The organism is Pseudarthrobacter chlorophenolicus (genome assembly GCF_000962805.1).
GTDB classification, from domain to species: Bacteria; Actinomycetota; Actinomycetes; order Actinomycetales; family Micrococcaceae; genus Arthrobacter; species Arthrobacter chlorophenolicus_A.
On the sequence record NZ_JZTW01000003.1, the window covers coordinates 110,630 to 130,270 of the forward strand.

Below are 19,641 nucleotides of genomic sequence, written 5' to 3' on the forward strand. Positions count from 1 at the left end.
TTGTGGTCCGGCCAGGGGACGTGTTAGTCCAGGAGGCCCAGGCCGGCGAAGGCGAGCGCCACGCCGTTGCCGGCCGGGCCGGGGGTGAGCCGGTCCGCAACGGCGAGCACACCGGGATGGCCGTCCTCCACTGCAATGCCCACCCCGGCGTACTCGAGCATCTCGATGTCGTTGGCGCTGTCGCCGATGGCCACGATGTCCTCCCGGTTGAGGCCCAGGCGTTCCTCCACCACCTGGATGCCCACCGCCTTGTGGGTTCCGGCCATGAAGATCTCGCCGGCGGAATCGCCTAGGGCGGACAGCGAACTGGGGATGAGCCCCACCTGCGGGCCGAGGCCACCCATGAGGCGGGTCAGCGGTACCGGGGAATCGAAGCAGGAGATCTTGGCGAAGGACGCCCCGCGGAGGTCGTCGCTGTATTGGACCGGGCCCAGGATGTCCTCCACGGGATCCACGTCGGTGCTGAGGACGCCGTCGTGCCGGGACCGGCCGGCAAAGACGGGGGTCAGGACCCGCCGGAGCCGTTCGCCCACTCCGGTGCGGCCCAGCAAGGCTTCGGGAGCCTCCAGGATGTAGGCGACGTCGTGGGCGTCCAGGGTGTCCACGATGAGGGCGGCCACGTCTGGTTCGAAACGGGTGTCCTTGAGCACTTCTCCGTTCATTTCCACCCGGGCACCCGCGCCGGTGATCACGCCGTCGAACCCTGCCTCCAGGATGTGGGCCGGCACCATGGACAGCGGGCGCCCGGTGCAGACGAACACCAGGTGGCCACGGCGCCGCACTTCCTGCACGGCTTCCACATGGGCTGCCGGGGCCAGCCCGTGGTCCGCATACGTCCCGTCAATGTCGAGGAAAATGGCGCGCGGACGGTCTGTTTGCTGGCTGGACATGCCGGGCTCCTAGGAATGTGCTGAGGGGACAATTCATCCTATCGAAGGCCTCGAATTCGCCGTCCTGCCGGGCCAAGAGGGCTGCCCAGGCGGGTGTTTACCGCGAAAACTGATAGTCATCCTGTGATATTCAAAGCCTTGCAGCGAAGTAAGCACGCTGATTGAATTAGGGAACCGGAGATGGGGGCACGGCACAACTTACTAATAAGGAGTGACAGCATGGGCATTCTCGGATTTCTCATCTTGGGCCTGATTGCGGGCGCCATTGCAAAGGCCATCCTGCCAGGCCGTCAGGGCGGCGGCTGGGTGGTGACCATGGTCCTCGGCGTTGTCGGCGCTATCCTCGGCGGCTGGATCGGGTCCCTGATCTTCGGTGGCGGCTTGGCCGAATTCTTCGATATCCGCACCTGGCTGCTGGCCATCCTCGGCTCCATCGTGGTCCTGCTGATCTACGGTGCAGTCATGAACCGCAGCGGACACCGGGCCTAGCAGCCCCTTCATCCATTAGCGCAGAAACGCCGTCCCGGCAGCGGGGCGGCGTTTCCGCGTTCCGGGCCGGAACCCGTATTCGTGCCCAATCCGTAGTGAAGCTGGCCACCATTACCGGCAGTTGGCACCTTATGATGTGCGAGGGGGTGGTGGTATGGCTGAATCCAGCCACGAGAGCACAATGGCTGTCCGGACGTTCGAGGCGATGCTTGACGCCAGCCCGGATGCCTTCCTGGCTCTCGCGTCTGATGGCACCATCACCCTGGCCAATCAGGCAGCAACCAGACTGTTCGGGCTGGACCGCAGGTTCCTCACCGGCCTGGATTACCGGAGGCTCCTGGCCGACCGTTCCCACCCCGAGGCGGACAGGCTCATCCGCCAGATCCTGGACCGGTCCGCTGCGCACCCGCGGGAAGTGTCCTGGGTCCATGCCGACGGCACCAGCTTCTCAGCCGAAGTGGCCGGGTCCCTCTTTCCCGCCGGGGCCGGGCAGTTGCCCGGCAATGCAGCGGCCGGCGCCGGCCATGCCACGGACGCCGCGCCCGACGACGGGGTCCCGGGCGGGGCACATGTCCTCCTCTCGGTCCGGGGTACTTCACACCGGCAGGCCACGAATGCGGACCTTCGCCAGGCGATGTCCCTGCTGACGTCCACCCTGGAGTCCACCGCGGACGGCATCCTGGTGATGGGCTCCAACGGCACCGTGGCCGGCTACAACGACCAGTTCCTCACCATGTGGAACATTCCCCGAAAACTCATGGAAGGTGAAAGCGGAGACCCGGTAATGGAGCGCATCACCAGCCAGCTCACCGACCCCGGGGCGTTCCTTGCCAGGCTCCTGGAAGTCCAGGGCAACACCACAGCCGAGAGCCACGACGTTGTGGACTTCAAGGACGGCCGCACCTTCGAACGGTATTCCCGCCCCCACAAGGTGGGAGAGGAAGTTGTGGGGCGGGTGTGGAGCTTCCGGGATGTCACTCCCCGGCGCAGAGCCCAGGAACAAGCGCACCAGGCCATGCTTGACCTGGCGGAGCAGGCGGAAAAGCTGCGCGTCATGGCCTTCCAGGACCCGCTGACCGGCCTGGCCAACAGGGCGGTGTTCAACGACGCCCTGGCCGGATCGCTGCAGGAACCCCGGCTCAAGGCCGTTGATGTGCTGCTCCTCGACCTGGACGACTTCAAGGAGGTCAATGACCTCCTGGGCCACCAGGCCGGGGATGACATGCTGATCGAGGTGGCCCGCAGGCTCCGCGGCTGCGTCCCCGCCGCGGATGTGGTGGCACGGCTCGGCGGTGACGAGTTTGTGGTGCTCCTGACGGCCTGCCCCAACGTGGACGAAATCGCGGCATGCATTGTCCGCTGCCTGCACGTCCCCGTCACCATCAGCGGCCGCGCCCTCCGCCCCAGCCTCAGCCTCGGCGTGGCATCGCGGGGACGGGACGCGGTGGGCCCGTCAGAGCTGCTTCGCCAGGCGGACATCGCCATGTACGCGGCGAAGGCCGCCGGGAAGAACCGTTTCCTGCGGTTCCATCCGGACATGATGGCTGCCCTGGTGCAACGCACAGACATGGAAAGCGGCCTGCAGTTCGCCCTGCAGGGCGGGGAGATCTCGGTGGACTTCCAGCCCATCGTGTCGCACCGCAGCGGGCAGGTGGTCCAGTTCGAGGCCCTCGCACGGTGGGACCGCGGCGCCGGGCGGGTGCCGCCGTCGGACTTCATTCCACTGGCTGAACGCACTGGACTGATCCGGGACATCGGCCTTGACGTGATGGCGCAGGCCATGGCGCAGCTGGCGGACTGGCTGGGCGAGGACCCGGCAAGGTCGCTGGCCGTAAATGTTTCCGGCGTGCAGCTGCAGGAACACGACTTCGCCGCGAAGGTGCTGGGCCTGGCGGAGACCAGCGGCGTGGCCGCCCGGCAGCTGGTGCTGGAAGTCACCGAAAGCGTGTTCTTCCACGCCGACTGCGACCTGATCAGGCAGCTCAGCACGCTGCGGGAGGCCGGCGCGCGGGTTGCCCTGGACGACTTCGGCACGGGCTATTCCTCCCTGGGCCGGCTGCAGGACCTGCCGGTGGACACCGTGAAGATCGACAAGACCTTTGTGTCCATGGTGCGGACCGGCAGCGAACGCCTGCCCATCCTCAGTTCCATGATCAACATGGCGCACAGCCTGGGGCTGACCGTCACCGCGGAGGGAATCGAGACTGCCTCACAAGCTGATTACCTCACGGCACTCGACTGCGATGCGCTGCAGGGCTACCTGTTCTCGCTGCCTGAGCCGGCCGCGCGCCTGGAGAAGGCGCTACGCCGGGCCGAAGAGGTGCTGGGCGCGCTGCAGCAGCGCTAGCTGGCGGCTACGGCACGGGGACGACGCCGGGCCTTGCGGCTGCTAGGCCGCCTGCCTGCCGCCGGGCTGCTTGGGCTTCTTTCCCGAACCCAGGGGCTGGCCTGCCGGCCGCGGCGGAGTGGCCAGCCGGCCCTGCTGCTCACGGGACTCTGGTGCGGTGGACTGGGTGTGGTCGTACGATGCAGAGTCCTGGGCGGATGATCCGGCGGCCGGTTCCGCGGCGCTGGATTCCCGGGTAACGGACTGCGAGGCCGGGGCAACGTTGGCTTGGTCAGCTGACTCTTCGTCAACGGCGTACTCGATGACGCCATCTGCATTCACGGCGTTCTCAGCCGGAACGAACGCATCGGCGGGGCTTGCCGCGGCGGCGCGGTTGCGGCGCCAGCGGCGGATGAGGTCCACGGCGGCCAGCAGGCCCGCCAGCGGCGTCAGCACCGCGGCGGTGTATACGAAGAGCATCCAGGTGAGGGTGGTCAGCGGCGGCTGGTTGTTGTGCAGGAGGGACAGCCCGCCCAGGATGCCCACCAGCCAGAAGAGGATGACCGCCGCGAGCACCGCTCCGGCGGGAAAGTACTGGTTCCGGACGATCCTCTTAAGGGTTTCCAATGCACTTCCTCCTTGCCTGGCCGGGGCTGCGGAAAGTGGCCGCATCACCCTAAGTATGGGGCCCGATTCCGCCGAAACCCGGCAAGACGCCACGGCGAGTGATGAACATAACTGGAGCGCCGCCGTCGTCCCCGTTTTTGGCGGCAATCCGACGTGCCATGGCGGTATTTGGCCTTCCGCCCACGCGCCGCCGCGCATAGGTTGTTCCTTGACCCAACGAACCCGGGAGGACCCGCATGCGCAAAGTAACGGCAGGATTGTTCCACTCCATTGACGGAGTGGTTTCGGATCCGTTCAAGTTCCAGTTCGACAGCTTCGACGCTGAGCTCGGCGAGGGGCTCACCACCATGATCAACACCGTGGACACGGTGGTGCTGGGCCGGAAAAGCTACGAGGAGTGGGCGTCCTACTGGCCCAATGCCTCCGCGGACCAGGACTTCGCCGCGTTCATCAATCCGGTGCAAAAGTTTGTGGCGTCCAGGACGCTGAGCGAGCCCCTGGAGTGGCAGAACTCCCGGCTCATGGACGCGCCCCTGGAGGAGTTCGTGGCGAAACTCAAGGAGGGCGACGGCGGAGAGATTGCCGTGTGCGGCAGTATCTCCGTGACCCGGCAGCTTCTCTTCGCGGGGCTGCTGGATTCGCTGCAGCTCATGACCCACCCCGTGGTGGCCGGCAGCGGAAGGCGGCTGTTCGAGGACGGCGATCCCCTCACCCGGCTGGTCCTGCTGGATGAGAAGCGCACCAGCAAGGGCAACGTCCTCACCACCTACGGGCTCCGCGGGGACTAAGCGTCCCGCGCCGCCGGGCCCCGGCCGGGCGCCGGCCTCCCAAGGCACGGGAGGCCGCCATCCTGCTGCACCTTGACACGGACACGCCGGAATGTGGCCGGTCTGCGCCGGGATCAGCGGTTGATGTGCCCCGCGAGGGCGGAGATGTCGGCCGGCGTGGTCCTGCAGCAGCCGCCGATGATCCGGGCGCCGAGGGCCTGCCAGGCAGGGACGCCGTCCGCCAGCGCTGCGGGAGCCGTGGCGCTAGTGGGGGCTGCATCCCAGGTCTTGGTGCCCGCATCGTAGGACTCCCCGGAATTCGGGTAGGCCACCAGCGGTTTGCCGGTGCCGCCGCGGAGGGCGGTGAGCGCGGGGGCCACCAGCGCCAGGGGGACGCAGTTAACCCCGACGGCGGCCACGTGCGACTCGCCATCCAGCAGGTCCGCGACGGCGGCCAGGGGCGTGCCGTCACTGATGTGACCGGCGTCGCGGAGGGAGAAGGAGAACCAGGCTTCGACGCCGAAGTCCCGGGTCAGTTCCGCGAGGGCCCGGGCTTCGGCGAAGGATGGGAGGGTTTCGCAGGCCAGGACGTCGGCGCCGGCCCTGGCCAGGGCTTCGACGCGGGGACGGTGGAAGGTCCGGAATTCGGCGGGCGTCAGGGCGTAGTCACCGCGGTACTCCGAGCCGTCCGCCAGGTAGGCGCCGTAAGGCCCCACGGATCCTGCGATGAACAGGGGCCCGGACTCCGGGTGCTTGGCCAGGTGGTCACGCCGCGCTTCGTCGGCCAGCCGCACGGACAGGGCCACGAGGTCCAGGGCCTCCTGCTCCGTCATTCCGCGGCCGGCGAATCCCTGCGGCGTCGCCTGGTAGCTTGCGGTGGTGGCGATCCGGGCGCCGGCCGCGAAGTAGTCCCGGTGCACGTCCCGGATCAGGTCCGGTTGTTCCAGCAGGACCTTGGCCGACCACAGGGAATCGTCCAGGTTGCAGCCGCGCGCCTCGAGTTCCGTGGCCAGTGCGCCGTCGGAGGTCAGGGTTTCCCCGGCTTCGAGCAGGGCGGACAGCATGGGGATGGCAGGCATGATGGTCACTATACGCATTCAGATATGCGCATGCCGGGTGTTACGACGCAGTGAACCGGCGGCAACCCCACCCCAACTACACTCGAAGCCATGGCTAAATCCTCCAGCATGGGCCGCGGCATCATGGCCCTGCTGGCCGTAGGCTCCCGCCACGCCGCTGAACACCCGGGCGGCACCGTGGCCCACATCGCCACCGGCCTGGGCAAGGACCGCAGCCAGGTCTCGCGGTACCTTCGCAGCGCGGAGCAGGAGGGCTTCCTGGCCCGCACCGCCCAACGCGCTTATGCATTGGACTGGGAGTTCTTCACCGATGCCCAGCAACTGGCCACACGCCGGCTGGAATCTGACGGAGCCATTGCGTTGGACGCCCTGGCCACCGATACGGATGAAGCCTGCTTCCTGGGCGTCCTCCAGGGGAACAGCACCGTGACCATCGGCGAAAGCGTTCCGGGCAGCAGCAACCTGGTGGGTTCCTGGCTGGGCCGGCCTTACCCCGCGTACTGCAGCGACGCCGGGCAGGCAGTGCTGTGGGAGTCCTCCGATGCGGAGGTCCGCACCGTCTTCGCGGGCGTCGACTTTGTCCGGCACGGCCCCAACACGCCGCACAGTGTGGAAGAGTTCCTGGCCAGGCTGGGGGCTGCACGCACGCGGGGTTATTCGATAGTGGACCAGGAAGCGGAACCGGGGCTGTACTCCCTGGCCGTCCCCGTGCGCGATTTCAAGGGCGAAGTGGTGGCAGCCCTCCAGATCGTGGGGATCAGGGACCGGCTGGAACCCCGCCGGGAGGCCTGCGCCGCAGCGCTGCTCCGGCAGGGACGGTGGCTTGAGTCCAGCCTGGGGTACAAACCGAAGGATTAGCGGGGCGCTGCCGTGCCGCTGAGCCGGCTGGCGGACGCTGCCAGGGCATGCACCGCGTCCCGGTGCTCCGCCAGGCCTGGCCCGCCGAGCAAACTCAGCGAGGCCCGCACTGCTCCTGACCCGTCCCGCACGGGCACGGCCAGCTCAACAACGTCATGTTCGAATTCCTCGACGGCGGCAACCACCCCGGCCTGGCGGTCCCGGACCATCAGCTCCCACACCGCATCAATGGTGTGCGCCGCGCCCGGACCGCCGATGCCAATGAAGTTCACGCCCTCCAGCAGGCCTTCCAGCGCCGGCCGGTCCAGGTCCCACAGCAGCGCCCGGCCTGCACCGGTGCACCAGACGGGGCTGACCATGCCCGGCTTGACGAAGCTGCCGGGGACGGCGTCATTGCTGGAGTTGCGGAGCAGGATGGCCCGGTGGCCGTCACGGACGGAGAGCCTGGCCCGCAGGCCCAGCGAAGAAACCAGGGATTCGAGTTCGGTCCGGGCAGCCAGTACCCAGCCTGTGTTGAGGGAGGCTGCCAGGGTGAAGTATTCGGGCCCGGCGCGGAACGGCCCACGTTCGGGGCGTTCGAGCAGTCCAAGGTGGCAGAGTTCCTGGGCCAGCCGCGAGACCCTGCTTTGGTCCATTGACAATGCCGCGGCGAGCTGGGAAACGCCCAGGAGGGGCCGCCCGGACTTCTCCCGGTCCACCACCAGCCGCACAATCCGGAGCCCTTGCGCCATCGACGACGCCTCGGCGGATGAGTCCACGCTTCCCTTACCCCTCCCACCGGTCACGGGCTCCATTCTTCCACGGCCGTAGCGGCGCAACACCCGGCCGGGCGGCCCCATGGTCACCGCAGGAAACCACGGCACCCAGGACGCGGACGACGACGGCGCGCGCCGGCGAAGGTGCCGGGCGCGCCTGCCGGACTGCCGTCGTCGTCCGTTCCCCGCTCAGCGCTGCGGCCGAACCGCGGCGCGGCCGTGCCGAAGATGGAAGTAGAGGTAGCAGGCGGCCACGAACGGAACGCCGAAGTACAGGGCGGGTGCCTGAGCAGGATCCAGCGCGATGCCGATCAGCGAAACGACGCACAGGGTGAAGGCCAGGATAGGGACCAGTGGGAACAGCGGTGCCTTGTAGGAGAGGGTGGAGGTATCACCGCCGTCCCGGATGAAGGCGCGGCGGTGGAAGAAGTGGGAGGCAGTGATAGACATCCAGACGCCCACCACCGCGAAACCGGCCACTGACACGAGGACCAGGTAAACGGTCTCGGGTGCCACCACGCTGCTGATCAGGGACGCCAGGCCGCCCACCATGCTCAGTGACAGCGCGGCCAGGGGGATGCCGCGGCGGGTCAGCTTCTTGAGGGCGCGCGGTGCGTGGCCTTCGTCGGCGAGCGAGTAGAGCATGCGGGCGCAGGAGAAGAGGCCGCTGTTGCCGGCAGACAGGAGCGCGGTGATGATGACGAAGTTCATGATGTCGGCCGCGAACGGGATGCCGATGGCGGAGAAGACGGTGACGAACGGGCTCTCATCCAGCCCCACCTCCGTGTAGGGGATAGTGGCGGCGATGACCGCGATGGCGCCGACGAAGAAGATCAGGAGGCGGACGACTGTGGTGCGCATGGCCTTGGGGATGGCCGTGGCCGGGTCCTTGGTTTCGCCGGCGGCCACGCCGATCAGCTCGGAGCCGGAGAAGGCGTAGAAGACGGCCAGCACGGTGACCAGGACTCCGGTGAAGCCGTTGGGGAACAGGCCTGATTCGGTAGCGAAGTTTTCGAACAGGAACGGGTGTTCGCCGCCGCCACCGAGCGGTCGGAAGCCGAACAGCGTCGCGCCGCCCAGGACGATCAGTCCGATGATGGCGGCCACCTTGATGATGGCGAACCAGAACTCGGACTCGCCGAAGAACCGGGCGGACACTGCGTTGAAGCCGAAGAGGATGGCCGCAAACACCAGGCACCACACCCACACCTCCACCCCCGGGAACCACCGCTGCATGAGCAGGCCGGACGCCGTGAACTCGGAGCCGATGGCCACGGCCCAGCAGAGCCAGTACAGCCAGGCGGTGGCAAAGCCGGTGGCGGGTCCGATGGAGCGGGCCGCGTAGATATGGAATGCCCCGGACACCGGGTACGCGATGGCCAGTTCACCCAGGCACGCCATGACCAGGTACACCATGAAGGCGCCCACGAGGTAGGCGATCACTGCGCCCAGCGGGCCTGCCTGGGAGATGGTGTAGCCGGAGCTGAGGAACAGGCCGGAGCCGATGACGCCGCCCATGGCGATCATCACCAGGTGCCGCGGCCCCATGGAGCGGCGGAGTCCGGAGGTGACCGGCTGCGCCGGGTCCGGCCGGGTATCGAGCGTAGGTGATGAGGGTTCCACAGGTGTCTCCAGTGTGATCGGTGCAGGTGGCGGCGGCGCGGGGACGTCGCGTTGGTCCCGGGGATCGAAGAAGTGAGCGCCGACAGAGCCGAAAGTAGCACGGCCGCCGAATTTACGGTCATTAAAGGCATGAAGGTTTGCTTATATTGCACGCTGTTACTTGCTGGGCCTTGGCCGGCAGCCAGCACGCGCCGCTGCCGGGGCACACTGACACGGACACGCCGGGCAGCACAGGCTCAGCGCCCGGGAGCGGCCCCAATGTGCCCCGGGACGGTGGCGGCTCCACACAGGGACGGCGGCGGCGCCCGTCCCGCGGAGGTACGACGCCGGCACTCCCCCAGGTGCCGGCGTCGGGCTTCCCCAAAGGCAACAGGTAAAATTGGAGGGCCATGCGCTGTTCCTACTTTGATGCCGCCCGCTGCCGCTCCTGCACCCTCATGGGCACGCCCTACGGCGAACAGCTGTCCGGCAAGCAGGCCCACTGCCAGACCCTCCTCGCTGGCCACACCTCGCTGGAGTGGCTGGAACCGGTCGCCAGCCAGGAGTCCGCGTTCCGCAACAAGGCCAAAATGGTGATCAGCGGGACGGCCCGAAACCCCACCATCGGCATCCTCGACGCCGATGGCCACGGCATTGACCTGCGCAAATGCGGCGTCTGCTCCCCCGGCCTCCGCGCCGTCTTTCCCGTGGTTGCCGGCTTCATCCGCAGGAACCGCCTGACGCCCTATGACGTGCCCAACCGGAGCGGCGAACTCAAGCACCTGATCGTCACCGAATCCCCGGACGGCGAGATCATGCTGCGCCTGGTGCTCCGTTCGGAGCAGCTGGTGCCCCGCATCAGGAAGCACCTTCCGGACCTGCTGGAGGCCCTGCCCCAGGTGAAGGTGGTGTCCATCAACCTGCACCCCGAGCACAAGGCGGTGCTGGAGGGCGACCGGGAGATCCTGCTGACGGAGCAGTCGACGCTGAACATGCGGGTGAACGACATCAACCTGCACCTGCGTCCGCAGAGCTTCTTCCAGACCAACAGCGACATGGCGGCGGCACTGTACCGGCAGGGTCGCGAATGGGTCAGCGAATTGGCGCCGGCGTCGGTGTGGGATCTGTACTGCGGCGTGGGCGGGTTTGCCCTGCACGTCGCCGATCCGTACCGCACGGTGACCGGCATCGAAACCAGCAGCGAGGCCATCGTCTCGGCCCGGCTCAGCCGCGATGAAGCAGGGCTGCAGGGCATGGAGTTCGAGGCCGGGGACGCCACCGCCTTCGCCTTGGCAGCCGAGCAGGCGCCGGAGCTGGTCATCGTGAACCCGCCGCGCCGGGGCATCGGCAAGGAGCTGTGCGGTTGGCTGGAATCCTCCAACGTCCGGCACGTGGTGTACTCCAGCTGCAACGCCCAGTCCCTGGCCCGGGACCTGGCCGCCCTGCCCTCCTTCACGGCACGGCGGGCACGGGTCCTCGACATGTTCCCGCAGACCACGCACTACGAAGTGATGGTCCTGCTGGAGCGGGCCGGCTAGCTTTCCGGCGCCCGCTGGGCCAAGACGCGTTCGACGGCGGCCGCGCTGGCTTCCTGCCCGCTGGACCGCAGTCCGGCCACCACGCCGGAGGCGTCGGCTGCGGACCGGTTCTGGCTCAGCTTCTCCTTCGCCTCGATCCGGGTGATCAGCAGTTCAACGCCCACGATGGCGCGCAGCTGCCCGGCAATGAACTTCTCGGGAGCGTCGTCAACGCTCCACGGGTGCTCCCGCTCCCCCTCGTGCCGGTCCGTCAGGCGCCGGACGTGCCATGCCAGCCAGCCGGCGTCGTCATGGACCACCAGTTGGCCGTACACGTGCGCGGTGCTGTAGTTCCAGGTGGGCACCACGCGGCCATGCTCGGCTTTGGACGCGTACCAGGACGGCGAAATGTAGGCATCCGGGCCCTGGATGATGGCCAGCGCTTCACCAGTCACCGGGGCGGAGGCCTGCGGGTTGTTCCGGGCGACGTGCGCGTGCAGTGCGCCGTGTTCTCCCGCGTCCGGCTCGTAGACGAAGGGCAGGAGCGTGGCCAGCAGGCCGCCGTCGGTCATGGTGATGAGGTTGGCCGCGCCCGGGGTGGTGAGCAGGTGCCGGACGGCGTCGGGCCCGGCGGCGAAGTGGGCGGGAATGTACATGGGGATGTCCTTTCGGGTGGTTTACAGGGCAGTCAGGAGCTGGGCTTGAGCCGGACGCGGACGGCGGCGCCGGCACAGAGAATGACAGCGAGGCCGCCAATCGCCGTGGTCCAGGTGACCGCTTCTCCGAGCAGGAGTGCCGCCCAGCAGATGCTCAGCACGGGCTGCAGGAGCTGGATCTGGCTGACCTGCGCCATGGGGCCGATGGCCAGGCCGCGGTACCAGGCGAAGAAGCCAAGGAACATGCTGACCACTGCAAGGTAGGCAAACGCCGCCCACTGGACGGGCGTGGCCGATGGCGGCCGGCTGGCGAGATCGAACATGGCCAGTGCCAGCATGGGCGGGAACGCAAGGACCAGCGCCCAGGCAATGGTCTGCCAGGAGCCCAGTTCGCGGGCCAGCAGGCCTCCCTCGGCGTACCCGGCGGCGGCGCACACCACCGCGCCGAGCAGCAGGAGGTCCGCCCAGTGCAGGTGGCCGATCCCGCCCGATTGCAGGACCGCGAAAGCTACGGCGGCCAACGAGCCGAGCGCCATGACGGCCCAGAAGGCCGGCCGGGGACGCTCCCGGGTCCGCAGGATGGCGGCCGTAGCTGTGGCGGCGGGCAGGAGGGCGATCACCACGGCACCGTGCCCGGCCGGCACGGCAGTGAGTGCGTAGGACGTCAGCAGGGGGAAGCCGACGACGACGCCCCCGGCCACCACCGCGAGCCGCGCCCAGGTGCGTGGTTGCGGAAGCCGCTGCCGCGTGAGCGTAAGGGCTGCGGCTGCGAGGACTCCTGCAGCGACGGCGCGGCCGGAACCGATGAACAGCGGGGACAGTCCCGCCACCGCCATCCGGGTCAACGGGACCGTGAAGGAGAAGGCCGCGACGCCGAGGAGTCCCCACCAGATGCCGGCGGACCTCCCACTGGAGGCGCTGCCGCTGTGCGGGGCCGGCAGTATCGCTGGCTCCGATAGGACAGTAGCGCTACTATGTTCTTTCATGAACAACGATAGCAGTTCGCGGATCGTCCTGGCACTCAGAAAGTGGATTACCGCTGCCGCGCCGGGAGCGAAACTGCCGTCCACGCGCTCACTGGTGGCGGAACACCAGGCCAGCCCGGTGACGGTGCAGAAGGCGCTGCAGGCACTGACGGCGCAGGGGCTGATCGAAAGCCGTCCCGGCGTGGGAACCTTCGTGCGGGCCGTCCGGACGGCGCGCCCCGCGGACTATGGCTGGCAAACCGCTGCGCTGGGGTCGCCGTCGGCCGTGCTGCCGTCGTCGTCCACCATGCGCACGGTGCCCAACGACGCGATCTGGCTGCACTCGGGCTACCCGGACCGTGAACTGCTGCCGGAACGCCTGGTGCGTGCCGCACTGTCACGGGCAGCGCGGGGCGACGCCGCGCTATCGCGCCCGCCGGCAGCCGGGATGCCGGAGCTGCAGCAGTGGTTCGCCCAGGAGCTGGGAGCGGCGACGCCGGTGGGCATCACTCCCCCTACGCCGAGCGACGTGATCGTGCTGCCGGGAAGCCAAAGCGGACTCAGCTCGATCTTCCGGGCGCTGGTGGGTGCAGGGCAGCCTCTGCTGATGGAGTCACCCACATATTGGGGGGCCATCCTGGCCGCCGCCCAGACGGGCGTCCGGGTGGTGCCGGTACCCAGCGGGCCGGACGGGCCGGACCCGGTGGAGCTGGCCCGGGCGTTCGAGGAGACCGGGGCGCGGGCGTTTTACGCCCAGCCCAACTTCGCGAACCCCAGCGGCGCCCAGTGGGCTCCCGGGCGGGGCGGCGAGGTCCTGGAGGTGGCGCGCGCTGCCGGGGCGTTCGTCATCGAGGATGACTGGGCCCATGATTTTGGCATCACCTCAACGCCGGTGCCGCTGGCCACGCAGGACGATTCCGGGCATGTCATCTACATCCGGTCCCTGACCAAGAGCGTGTCCACGTCGGTGCGGATCGCCGCTGTTGTTGCGCGGGGTCCGGCCCGGGAACGGATCCTGGCGCACCGGGCAGCGGAGTCGATGTACGTCAGCGGGCTGCTGCAGGCCGCGGCCCTGGATGTGGTGACCCAGCCGGGCTGGCAAACGCACCTGCGCAGCCTGCGGCAGCAACTGCAGTCCCGCCGGGACCTGCTGGTGACCAGCATCAGGGAGCATGTGCCCGCCGCCCACATTGAACTGCTCCCCAAGGGCGGCCTGAACCTGTGGCTGCGGATGCCCGACGGCACGGACCTGCCCCGGCTTACCCGCGACTGCGAGGACAACGGGGTCATCATCGCCGCCGGAACCGAATGGTTCCCGGCCGAACCTGCCGGCCCGTTCGTCCGGCTCAACTACTCCGGCCCGAACCCGGCGGCGTACCCCCAAGGAGCGAAGGTGATCGGCGAGGCGCTGGCCCGTCAAAGCTGAGCCGCCAGGCAGGATTCCCCAAGGAATTCATCAAGGTTGGCGCAAGGCCAGTTTTACTCCTTGCGCCGTGGCTACGCTGGCCGTGCACTTCGCATCCGGCACACGTCAATGGGGGCACAAATGAATACACGGAAGCACACCTATCGGTCGCGCGCCGAAGACCCGAAGGCCGAGACGGGTCCCGGCCGCAGCGCCCGGGGGCACGGCACCAAGAGCGGTGTTGCCGCGGCGGCCGCGGCCGCCGTCGTGCTCCTCCTGACCGGCTGCGGCGGATCCCCCGCCTCGCTCAGCGCGGCCACGGCAGACGAACCCACCAGCACGGCTGCGGCCTCTCCCACACCAAGCGCCACGCCCATCTCCGGAACGTCGTGCGGGAGCGTAGACAGCCAGAAGTCCGCCGGCGGCACCACGTATATCTGCACAAAGGACGAGGCCGGTGCCGTTGTGTGGCTTGAGGCCTCCAAGTCGCGGAATGTGAAGGAGAAACTAGCGGCCGATGCTGCGGCCAAGGCTGCCGCGGACAAGGCAGCTGCGGACAAGGCAGCTGCGGACAAAGCCGCGGCAGACAAAGCAGCTGCCGATAAGGCAGCAGCGGACAAAGCGGCAGCCGATGCTGCCGCGCGGGAAGCGGCGCGCCAAGCCGCAGACGCCAAGGCCGCACAAGACGCCGCAGCACAGGCTGCGGCCGATGCCGCTGCAAGGGCGGCAGCAGCGCCAGCACCTAGAGCCGTTCCCGTCGCTCCTCCGGCCGGAACCGGTTGTGACCCTAACTATTCAGGATGCGTGCCTATCGCTTCGGACGTCGACTGCGCCGGCGGAAGCGGCAACGGTCCCGCCTACGTACGGGGGCCGGTACAGGTTATCGGCAGCGATATTTACGGTCTGGACCGGGACGGCGACGGTTTCGGCTGCGAGTAGTCAGGCGGGCTTCACCAGTTCTTCGCTCTTGTCCCACAGTTCGCGGGCCAGGACGGCGTCGTAGGCCTGCTTGTTGGCCTTGGCCAGGGCACGCTTCGCGTAGTAGGCGCCGGAGATCCAGTCGGTGCCGGCGATGCCGTTGATGAGCCACAGCATGGTGTCGGCGCCCTGGTCCGGGGTGAGCATGAAGCGGTTCAGGATGGACTTGTACGCGTGCCGCCAGGGACTCGCCGACTCCGCCGCGAAGTTGGTGCGGACCACGCCGGGGTGGAATGCCGCCGTCGTAATTCCGCGCTCGTGGAAGCGGCGGTGCAGCTCGGAGGTGAAGAGGATGTTGGCGAGCTTGCCGGTGCCGTAGGCGCGGTTGACGGAGTAGCTGTGCTCGGCGGTGAGGTCGAAGAGGTCCAGCTTGCCGAAGCCGTTGGCGGCGCTGGAGGTGTTGATGACCTTGGCATTGCTGGCCGAAAGGGTGTCCAGCAGCAGCGTGGTGAGCAGAAACGGTGCCAGGTGGTTGATCTGGAACGTCGCTTCGTTGCCGTCCACCGTCAGGGCGCGCTTGCCCATGATGCCGCCGGCGTTGTTAGCCAGGACGTCGATGCGCGGGTAGTCGGACTTCAGCTGCGCCGCGAGCGTACGGACCTGCGCGAGGTCGGCAAAGTCGGTGACGAAGTAGTCGGCATTGATCTCCTTGGCCAGTGCCCGGGTCTTCTCGGCGGAACGCCCCACGACTACAACCCGGTCGCCTCCCTTGGCCAGGGTCCGGGCGGCTGCTGCGCCGATGCCGTCGCTGGCGCCGGTGATCACGATGGTGCGTTGGGTCAAGGGGTGTCCTTTGCTCGGAGCGGCTGCGCCCTCATCTTGGTGGATCGGACGGGCGCACATAGGGGGAACAACGACGGCGGGGCGGCAGGTGTTCCCACCCGCCGCCCCGCCGCTACTTGGTTGGGACGCTAACCCGCCAGCCCGGCCACCAGGAATATGACCGCGGCGATACCGAAGCCCATGACACCGATCAGGGTTTCCATCACGGTCCAGGTCTTGAGCGTGGTGTTGACGTCCATGCCGAAGAAGCGGCCCACCAGCCAGAAGCCGGAGTCGTTCACGTGCGAGACCACCACTGAACCGGCGGCAACGGCGATGACCATTGCGGCCACCTGCATGCCGTTCAGTCCACCGGCAGCAACGGCCGGGGCGATCAAGCCCGCCGTGGTGGTGAGTGCAACGGTGGCCGAACCCTGCGCGATGCGGAGGATGGCGGAGATCAGGAATCCGGCCAGGATCAGCGGAATGCCGAGGCCGCCCAGGACGTCGGCCAGGGCCTTGCCGATGCCGGAGGTGCGCAGGACGCCGCCGAACATGCCGCCGGCGCCGGTGATCAGGATGACCGAGCAGACCGGGCCCAGCGAGGACTCGAGCAGCTTCTCCAGGGCGCCGGCATCCTTTCCGCGCTTGGCGCCCAGGACGAACAGGGCCACCAGTACGGCGATCAGCAGTGCCACCGGCGTCTCGCCGAGGGTGCGCAGGATCTGGAACCACTGCTGGTCCTTGGTGCCCTCGGCCAGTACGCCGGAGGAGGCCAGGGTGTTCAGGCCGGTGTTGATGAAGATCAGGGCCAGCGGCAGGAGCAGCAGGCCGATGATGGTGCGGAAGCGCGGCGGGTGGGACTCGGCTTCGGCGGAGGCATGGCCCAGGATTTCCGGCACCGGCAGGACCAGCTTCTTGCCGGTGTACAGGCCGTACAGGTAGGTGGTGACGTACCAGGTGGGGATGGCGACGACGAGCCCGGCGATGGTCACCAGGCCGATGTTCGCATCGAAGAACGCAGCCGCGGAGACCGGGCCCGGGTGCGGCGGCAGGAAGATGTGCATCACGGAGAACGCACCCGCTGCGGGCAGGCCATAGCGGAGCACTCCACCACCCAGGCGGTGGGCCACTGCGAACACGACCGGCAGCATGACGACGAGGCCGGCGTCGAAGAAGATGGGGAAGCCGAAGATCAGGGAGGCGAGGCCCAGCGCGAACGGAGCACGCTTTTCGCCGAAGATGCCGATCAGGTAGTCGGCCAGGACCTTGGCGCCGCCGCTGGTTTCGACGATGCGTCCCAGCATCGCGCCGAGGCCCACCAGAAGCGCTACCGTTCCCAGCGTGGTGCCGAACCCGTCAATGAGGACCGGAACCACCTTGTTGGCGGGGATGCCGGTGGCGAAGGCCGTGGCCAGGCTGACGAGGATCAGGGCGATCAGGGCGTGCACGCGCAGCCTGATGATCAGGAACAGCAGGGCGAGGATCGCGGCTGCGGCGATGAGCAGCAGGGGGCCTGCTCCCAGCGTCTGGGTCCATCCTTCGATGGTCATGGTTCTCCTTTGAAACAGTACTTCTGGTTGGGGATTCGAGGGTGCTTAGGAAGCCCGGGGCGCCGGGTCCGCATCAAGGCCAAGGGCCTGCACGACGGCGGCGACCAGTTCCTCCGGTGAGCGCGAGATGTCGAGGCGGAGGCTGCCGGCGTCGAGCTCTTCCTGGCTCAGGGGCTCCAGCGTGGCCAGCTGGCTGGGCAGCAATGTCGGCGGCATGAAGTGGCCTTCGCGGCCCTGCATGCGCTGGCCGATCAGGTCCGCGCCGCCGTCGAGGTGCAGGAAGATCACCCGTCCGCCGGCTTCGGACAGGAGCCGGCGGTAGCTCTGCTTCAAGGCGGAGCACGTGAGGACGGTGCTCAGGCCGTCCCGGGATTTGGCCGTCATCCAGTCCCGGATTTCGGCAAGCCAGGGCCAGCGGTCGTCGTCCTGGAGGGGAATGCCCTGGCTCATCTTGGCGATATTGGCGGCCGGGTGGAACTCGTCCGCCTCGGCGCAGGCCCAGCCCAGCCTGGTGGACAGTGCTGCGGCGAGGGTCGATTTGCCGGACCCGGCAACGCCCATAACCACGAGGTGCGTGGGTGGATACTGCATGTTTGTACCTCCGGAGAAGACGTCGTTGGCTTTCGAAGAAGCTTCCTGCGGTGCCCGGTTTGCGTGGGCTACGCCATAAGGTATCACCTTTCAAACCGATAAATACTATCTTTCAGTGTCACAAGTCATACCTTTGCGCTTTCTGCCGGTATTCTGGAGGTGCGCTGCGGCGCGGAGAGAGGCGGAAAACATGTCAACGGCGACAGTGGAAGAGACGGATGACGCGCACGACGGCGGCACGTCCGGGGCGATGCATGAGCGCGTTTTGGAGGCGGTTGGCGTAGCCGTGGCCTCCGGCCAGCTTCCGCCGGGCAGCCGGCTCACGTTGGAGGGGCTGCAGCAGGAGTACAGGATTTCGCGGACCGTTGCCCGGGACACTATGAAGGTCCTGGAGTCCATGAACCTGGTGTACTCGCGGCGCCGGGTGGGAATCGTGGTGCAGGAACGCGAACACTGGAACGTCTTCGATCCCAAACTGGTCCGCTGGCGCCTCGCCTCGGATCGCCGCGACGTCCAGTACAGCAGCCTGACCGAGTTGCGCATCGCCGTCGAGCCCATCGCCGCGGCCGGAGCAGCGCGGCGGGCCAGTGCCGACGAACGTGCCCAACTCCTGGCCCTTGCCCGCGATCTCCGGCGGCTGGGCGAGGCCGGTGACCTGCAGAACTTCCTGGCGGCGGACATCGAATTCCACCAGCTCCTGCTGCGCAGCTGCGGCAACGAAATGTTCCGGGCGCTGGAGGGCATGGTGGCAGAGGTCCTGACCAGCCGGACCCAGCAGGGCCTGATGCCGTTCAAGCCCCGCAATGAAGCACTGCAGGCGCATGAGGATGTGGCGGCTGCGGTGGCCGGCGGCGATACCGCTACCGCAGAACGCGCCATGCACCATATCCTCGATGAGGTCCGCGAGGCAATGGGGCTACGCTGAGTTCATGAAAACGGGTTGGGGGATCCTGGGAACACTCGCCATGGCCTTTGCGGGGTTACTGCCGCTGACCGGCTGCATGACCTACGCCTGCACGGCCATCGGGTGGACCAATTCGCTCACCGTGACTGTTGAGGGGAACCCGGACGCCGTCAGCGAGGTTCGGTTGTGCGACGAGAAGGACCGGTGCTCCCGGCCTGCTCCCACCCCGGCCGATCCCCTCCCCCTGCGGAGCGTGGTCCCCACGTTCGATCCGACTACTGGAACACCCGAGCCCGCGCCGGAGTCTGAGCCCTATCCGCTGTTCACGGTCACCAGGGAGGGTGACACCTGGAATTTCATGATGGGGATGAACGCTCCCCCGAGAGCCACCATCAGCGCGCTCGCGGCGGACGGAACGGTTCTGGCAGAGCAGAAGTTCGACCTGGCGTGGAAACGGGTGGGCGGTTCGGAGCAGTGCGGCGGACCCATGAGCACCCCGCCCCTCGAGTTGCGGGTCCCCTGAGTTCCATTTCCGCCCGAGAGTCACCCTTGTCCCTCGTTGCATAACCGGCCGTGCCCTGCATAACCGTTGACGGCCAGCACCGGTTATGTGGGTAAGGACCGGTTATGCGTGCGGGGGTCATAAGCCGACGGCGGGGCCAGGCAACCAAGCCCGGCCTCGCCGTCGTACGTCCTGTGCCTGCGCCCTGATGACCTACATCCGGAAGGATGCGTAGGGCTCGCTGGGCAGGTTCCCTGCCGACCACGGAGCTCCCGAACGGATGTCCGGGGTGTGTCCACGGCCGTCAGCCAGGATGGTGCAGATGGTTGCGATGAGGACCCAAAGAACGAAAAGCAGGAGGCCGAGCAGTTCCATGGTGGTGCTTTCTGGTGAGTGTGCGGTTGGGGCGATTTCA

20 protein-coding genes are annotated in these 19,641 nt (G+C 67.8%); 9 read left to right on the forward strand and 11 right to left on the reverse strand.

Going from position 1 to position 19,641, the window contains the following annotated elements:
* Positions 1-23: 23 nt before the first annotated feature.
* Positions 24-890: an HAD hydrolase family protein gene (locus tag UC32_RS05145; RefSeq protein ID WP_045730178.1), complete on the reverse strand. Its 867-nt coding sequence runs from the start codon at positions 888-890 to the stop codon at positions 24-26.
* Positions 891-1,109: 219 nt separating this feature from the next.
* Between UC32_RS05145 and UC32_RS05150 the strand changes: the two genes are divergently transcribed.
* Positions 1,110-1,379 (forward strand): GlsB/YeaQ/YmgE family stress response membrane protein, encoded by a 270-nt coding sequence (locus UC32_RS05150; RefSeq protein ID WP_015936364.1) that lies wholly within the window; start codon positions 1,110-1,112, stop codon positions 1,377-1,379.
* Positions 1,380-1,533: 154 nt separating this feature from the next.
* Positions 1,534-3,726: a putative bifunctional diguanylate cyclase/phosphodiesterase gene (locus tag UC32_RS05155; protein WP_045730179.1), complete on the forward strand. Its 2,193-nt coding sequence runs from the start codon at positions 1,534-1,536 to the stop codon at positions 3,724-3,726.
* 42 nt (positions 3,727-3,768) lie between these two features.
* Here the strand turns inward: UC32_RS05155 and UC32_RS20915 are convergent, their stop codons facing one another.
* Entirely contained in the window at positions 3,769-4,332 is a 564-nt protein-coding gene (locus tag UC32_RS20915) for a hypothetical protein (protein ID WP_235423593.1), read from the reverse strand.
* A 236-nt stretch (positions 4,333-4,568) separates the two neighbouring features.
* Between UC32_RS20915 and UC32_RS05165 the strand changes: the two genes are divergently transcribed.
* Entirely contained in the window at positions 4,569-5,120 is a 552-nt protein-coding gene (locus UC32_RS05165) for a dihydrofolate reductase family protein (protein ID WP_045730180.1), read from the forward strand.
* A gap of 113 nt (positions 5,121-5,233) precedes the next feature.
* Here UC32_RS05165 and mmuM read toward each other — a convergent pair whose 3' ends face one another.
* Complete coding sequence (gene mmuM / locus UC32_RS05170; protein ID WP_045730286.1) at positions 5,234-6,178, reverse strand: homocysteine S-methyltransferase; 945 nt, start codon at positions 6,176-6,178, stop codon at positions 5,234-5,236.
* Between the two features lie 90 nt (positions 6,179-6,268).
* Between mmuM and UC32_RS05175 the strand changes: the two genes are divergently transcribed.
* A complete protein-coding gene (locus UC32_RS05175; RefSeq protein ID WP_045730181.1) occupies positions 6,269-7,036 on the forward strand; it encodes an IclR family transcriptional regulator in 768 nt (255 codons plus the stop codon).
* Here the strand turns inward: UC32_RS05175 and UC32_RS05180 are convergent.
* Together UC32_RS05180 and UC32_RS05185 are read right to left on the reverse strand one after the other, a co-directional pair.
* Positions 7,033-7,794, reverse strand: a complete 762-nt coding sequence (locus UC32_RS05180; RefSeq protein WP_045730287.1) for an IclR family transcriptional regulator — start codon at positions 7,792-7,794, stop codon at positions 7,033-7,035. The two genes, UC32_RS05175 and UC32_RS05180, sit on opposite strands and share 4 nt — an antisense overlap.
* Positions 7,795-7,980: 186 nt before the next feature.
* Positions 7,981-9,414, reverse strand: coding sequence for an amino acid permease (locus UC32_RS05185; RefSeq protein WP_045730182.1), 1,434 nt, complete (start codon positions 9,412-9,414; stop codon positions 7,981-7,983).
* 389 nt (positions 9,415-9,803) lie between these two features.
* Here UC32_RS05185 and rlmC point away from each other — a divergent pair, with 389 nt between their 5' ends.
* Positions 9,804-10,931 (forward strand): 23S rRNA (uracil(747)-C(5))-methyltransferase RlmC, encoded by a 1,128-nt coding sequence (gene rlmC / locus UC32_RS05190; RefSeq protein ID WP_045730183.1) that lies wholly within the window; start codon positions 9,804-9,806, stop codon positions 10,929-10,931.
* Here rlmC and UC32_RS05195 read toward each other — a convergent pair.
* Positions 10,928-11,566, reverse strand: coding sequence for an FMN-binding negative transcriptional regulator (locus UC32_RS05195; protein WP_045730184.1), 639 nt, complete (start codon positions 11,564-11,566; stop codon positions 10,928-10,930). The two genes, rlmC and UC32_RS05195, sit on opposite strands and share 4 nt — an antisense overlap.
* A 32-nt stretch (positions 11,567-11,598) precedes the next feature.
* Positions 11,599-12,552 carry a DMT family transporter gene (locus tag UC32_RS05200; RefSeq protein ID WP_045730185.1) on the reverse strand — a complete coding sequence of 318 codons (954 nt, stop codon included), beginning with the start codon at positions 12,550-12,552 and terminating at the stop codon, positions 11,599-11,601.
* Between UC32_RS05200 and UC32_RS05205 the strand changes: the two genes are divergently transcribed.
* Both UC32_RS05205 and UC32_RS05210 read left to right on the forward strand, forming a co-directional pair.
* Entirely contained in the window at positions 12,551-13,957 is a 1,407-nt protein-coding gene (locus UC32_RS05205) for an aminotransferase-like domain-containing protein (protein WP_045730186.1), read from the forward strand. The genes UC32_RS05200 and UC32_RS05205 overlap by 2 nt on opposite strands.
* Before the next feature lie 120 nt (positions 13,958-14,077).
* Positions 14,078-14,875 carry a hypothetical protein gene (locus tag UC32_RS05210; RefSeq protein WP_045730187.1) on the forward strand — a complete coding sequence of 266 codons (798 nt, stop codon included), beginning with the start codon at positions 14,078-14,080 and terminating at the stop codon, positions 14,873-14,875.
* On the opposite strand, the gene UC32_RS05215 is transcribed toward UC32_RS05210, so the two are convergent.
* The 3 genes from UC32_RS05215 to UC32_RS05225 all read right to left on the reverse strand — a co-directional run bounded on the left by UC32_RS05215 (position 14,876) and on the right by UC32_RS05225 (position 17,820).
* Positions 14,876-15,697 carry an SDR family NAD(P)-dependent oxidoreductase gene (locus UC32_RS05215; protein WP_045730188.1) on the reverse strand — a complete coding sequence of 274 codons (822 nt, stop codon included), beginning with the start codon at positions 15,695-15,697 and terminating at the stop codon, positions 14,876-14,878.
* A 128-nt stretch (positions 15,698-15,825) separates the two neighbouring features.
* Complete coding sequence (locus UC32_RS05220; protein ID WP_045730189.1) at positions 15,826-17,229, reverse strand: GntP family permease; 1,404 nt, start codon at positions 17,227-17,229, stop codon at positions 15,826-15,828.
* A 45-nt stretch (positions 17,230-17,274) separates the two neighbouring features.
* Positions 17,275-17,820 carry a gluconokinase gene (locus UC32_RS05225; RefSeq protein WP_045730190.1) on the reverse strand — a complete coding sequence of 182 codons (546 nt, stop codon included), beginning with the start codon at positions 17,818-17,820 and terminating at the stop codon, positions 17,275-17,277.
* A gap of 190 nt (positions 17,821-18,010) precedes the next feature.
* On the opposite strand from UC32_RS05225, the gene UC32_RS05230 reads away from it, so the two are divergent.
* A complete protein-coding gene (locus UC32_RS05230; RefSeq protein WP_082071922.1) occupies positions 18,011-18,745 on the forward strand; it encodes a FadR/GntR family transcriptional regulator in 735 nt (244 codons plus the stop codon).
* Between the two features lie 4 nt (positions 18,746-18,749).
* Positions 18,750-19,247, forward strand: a complete 498-nt coding sequence (locus tag UC32_RS05235) for a hypothetical protein (RefSeq protein ID WP_152642562.1) — start codon at positions 18,750-18,752, stop codon at positions 19,245-19,247.
* A 192-nt stretch (positions 19,248-19,439) separates the two neighbouring features.
* Here the strand turns inward: UC32_RS05235 and UC32_RS20745 are convergent, their stop codons facing one another.
* Positions 19,440-19,601 carry a hypothetical protein gene (locus UC32_RS20745; protein ID WP_200896320.1) on the reverse strand — a complete coding sequence of 54 codons (162 nt, stop codon included), beginning with the start codon at positions 19,599-19,601 and terminating at the stop codon, positions 19,440-19,442.
* Positions 19,602-19,641 lie beyond the last annotated feature (40 nt).

What these genes read in the sequence shown, in the direction of transcription:
- UC32_RS05165 (WP_045730180.1), top strand. Translation starts at nt 4,569, where the DNA reads ATGCGCAAAGTAACGGCAGGATTGTTCCACTCCATTGACGGAGTGGTT.
- UC32_RS05195 (WP_045730184.1), bottom strand. Translation starts at nt 11,566, where the DNA reads ATGTACATTCCCGCCCACTTCGCCGCCGGGCCCGACGCCGTCCGGCAC.
- UC32_RS05210 (WP_045730187.1), top strand. Translation starts at nt 14,078, where the DNA reads ATGAATACACGGAAGCACACCTATCGGTCGCGCGCCGAAGACCCGAAG.
- rlmC (WP_045730183.1), top strand. Translation starts at nt 9,804, where the DNA reads ATGCGCTGTTCCTACTTTGATGCCGCCCGCTGCCGCTCCTGCACCCTC.
- UC32_RS05200 (WP_045730185.1), bottom strand. Translation starts at nt 12,552, where the DNA reads ATGAAAGAACATAGTAGCGCTACTGTCCTATCGGAGCCAGCGATACTG.
- UC32_RS05205 (WP_045730186.1), top strand. Translation starts at nt 12,551, where the DNA reads ATGAACAACGATAGCAGTTCGCGGATCGTCCTGGCACTCAGAAAGTGG.
- UC32_RS05220 (WP_045730189.1), bottom strand. Translation starts at nt 17,229, where the DNA reads ATGACCATCGAAGGATGGACCCAGACGCTGGGAGCAGGCCCCCTGCTG.
- UC32_RS05230 (WP_082071922.1), top strand. Translation starts at nt 18,011, where the DNA reads ATGTCAACGGCGACAGTGGAAGAGACGGATGACGCGCACGACGGCGGC.
- UC32_RS20745 (WP_200896320.1), bottom strand. Translation starts at nt 19,601, where the DNA reads ATGGAACTGCTCGGCCTCCTGCTTTTCGTTCTTTGGGTCCTCATCGCA.
- UC32_RS05145 (WP_045730178.1), bottom strand. Translation starts at nt 890, where the DNA reads ATGTCCAGCCAGCAAACAGACCGTCCGCGCGCCATTTTCCTCGACATT.
- UC32_RS05235 (WP_152642562.1), top strand. Translation starts at nt 18,750, where the DNA reads ATGAAAACGGGTTGGGGGATCCTGGGAACACTCGCCATGGCCTTTGCG.
- UC32_RS05150 (WP_015936364.1), top strand. Translation starts at nt 1,110, where the DNA reads ATGGGCATTCTCGGATTTCTCATCTTGGGCCTGATTGCGGGCGCCATT.
- UC32_RS05225 (WP_045730190.1), bottom strand. Translation starts at nt 17,820, where the DNA reads ATGCAGTATCCACCCACGCACCTCGTGGTTATGGGCGTTGCCGGGTCC.
- UC32_RS05175 (WP_045730181.1), top strand. Translation starts at nt 6,269, where the DNA reads ATGGCTAAATCCTCCAGCATGGGCCGCGGCATCATGGCCCTGCTGGCC.
- mmuM (WP_045730286.1), bottom strand. Translation starts at nt 6,178, where the DNA reads ATGCCTGCCATCCCCATGCTGTCCGCCCTGCTCGAAGCCGGGGAAACC.
- UC32_RS05155 (WP_045730179.1), top strand. Translation starts at nt 1,534, where the DNA reads ATGGCTGAATCCAGCCACGAGAGCACAATGGCTGTCCGGACGTTCGAG.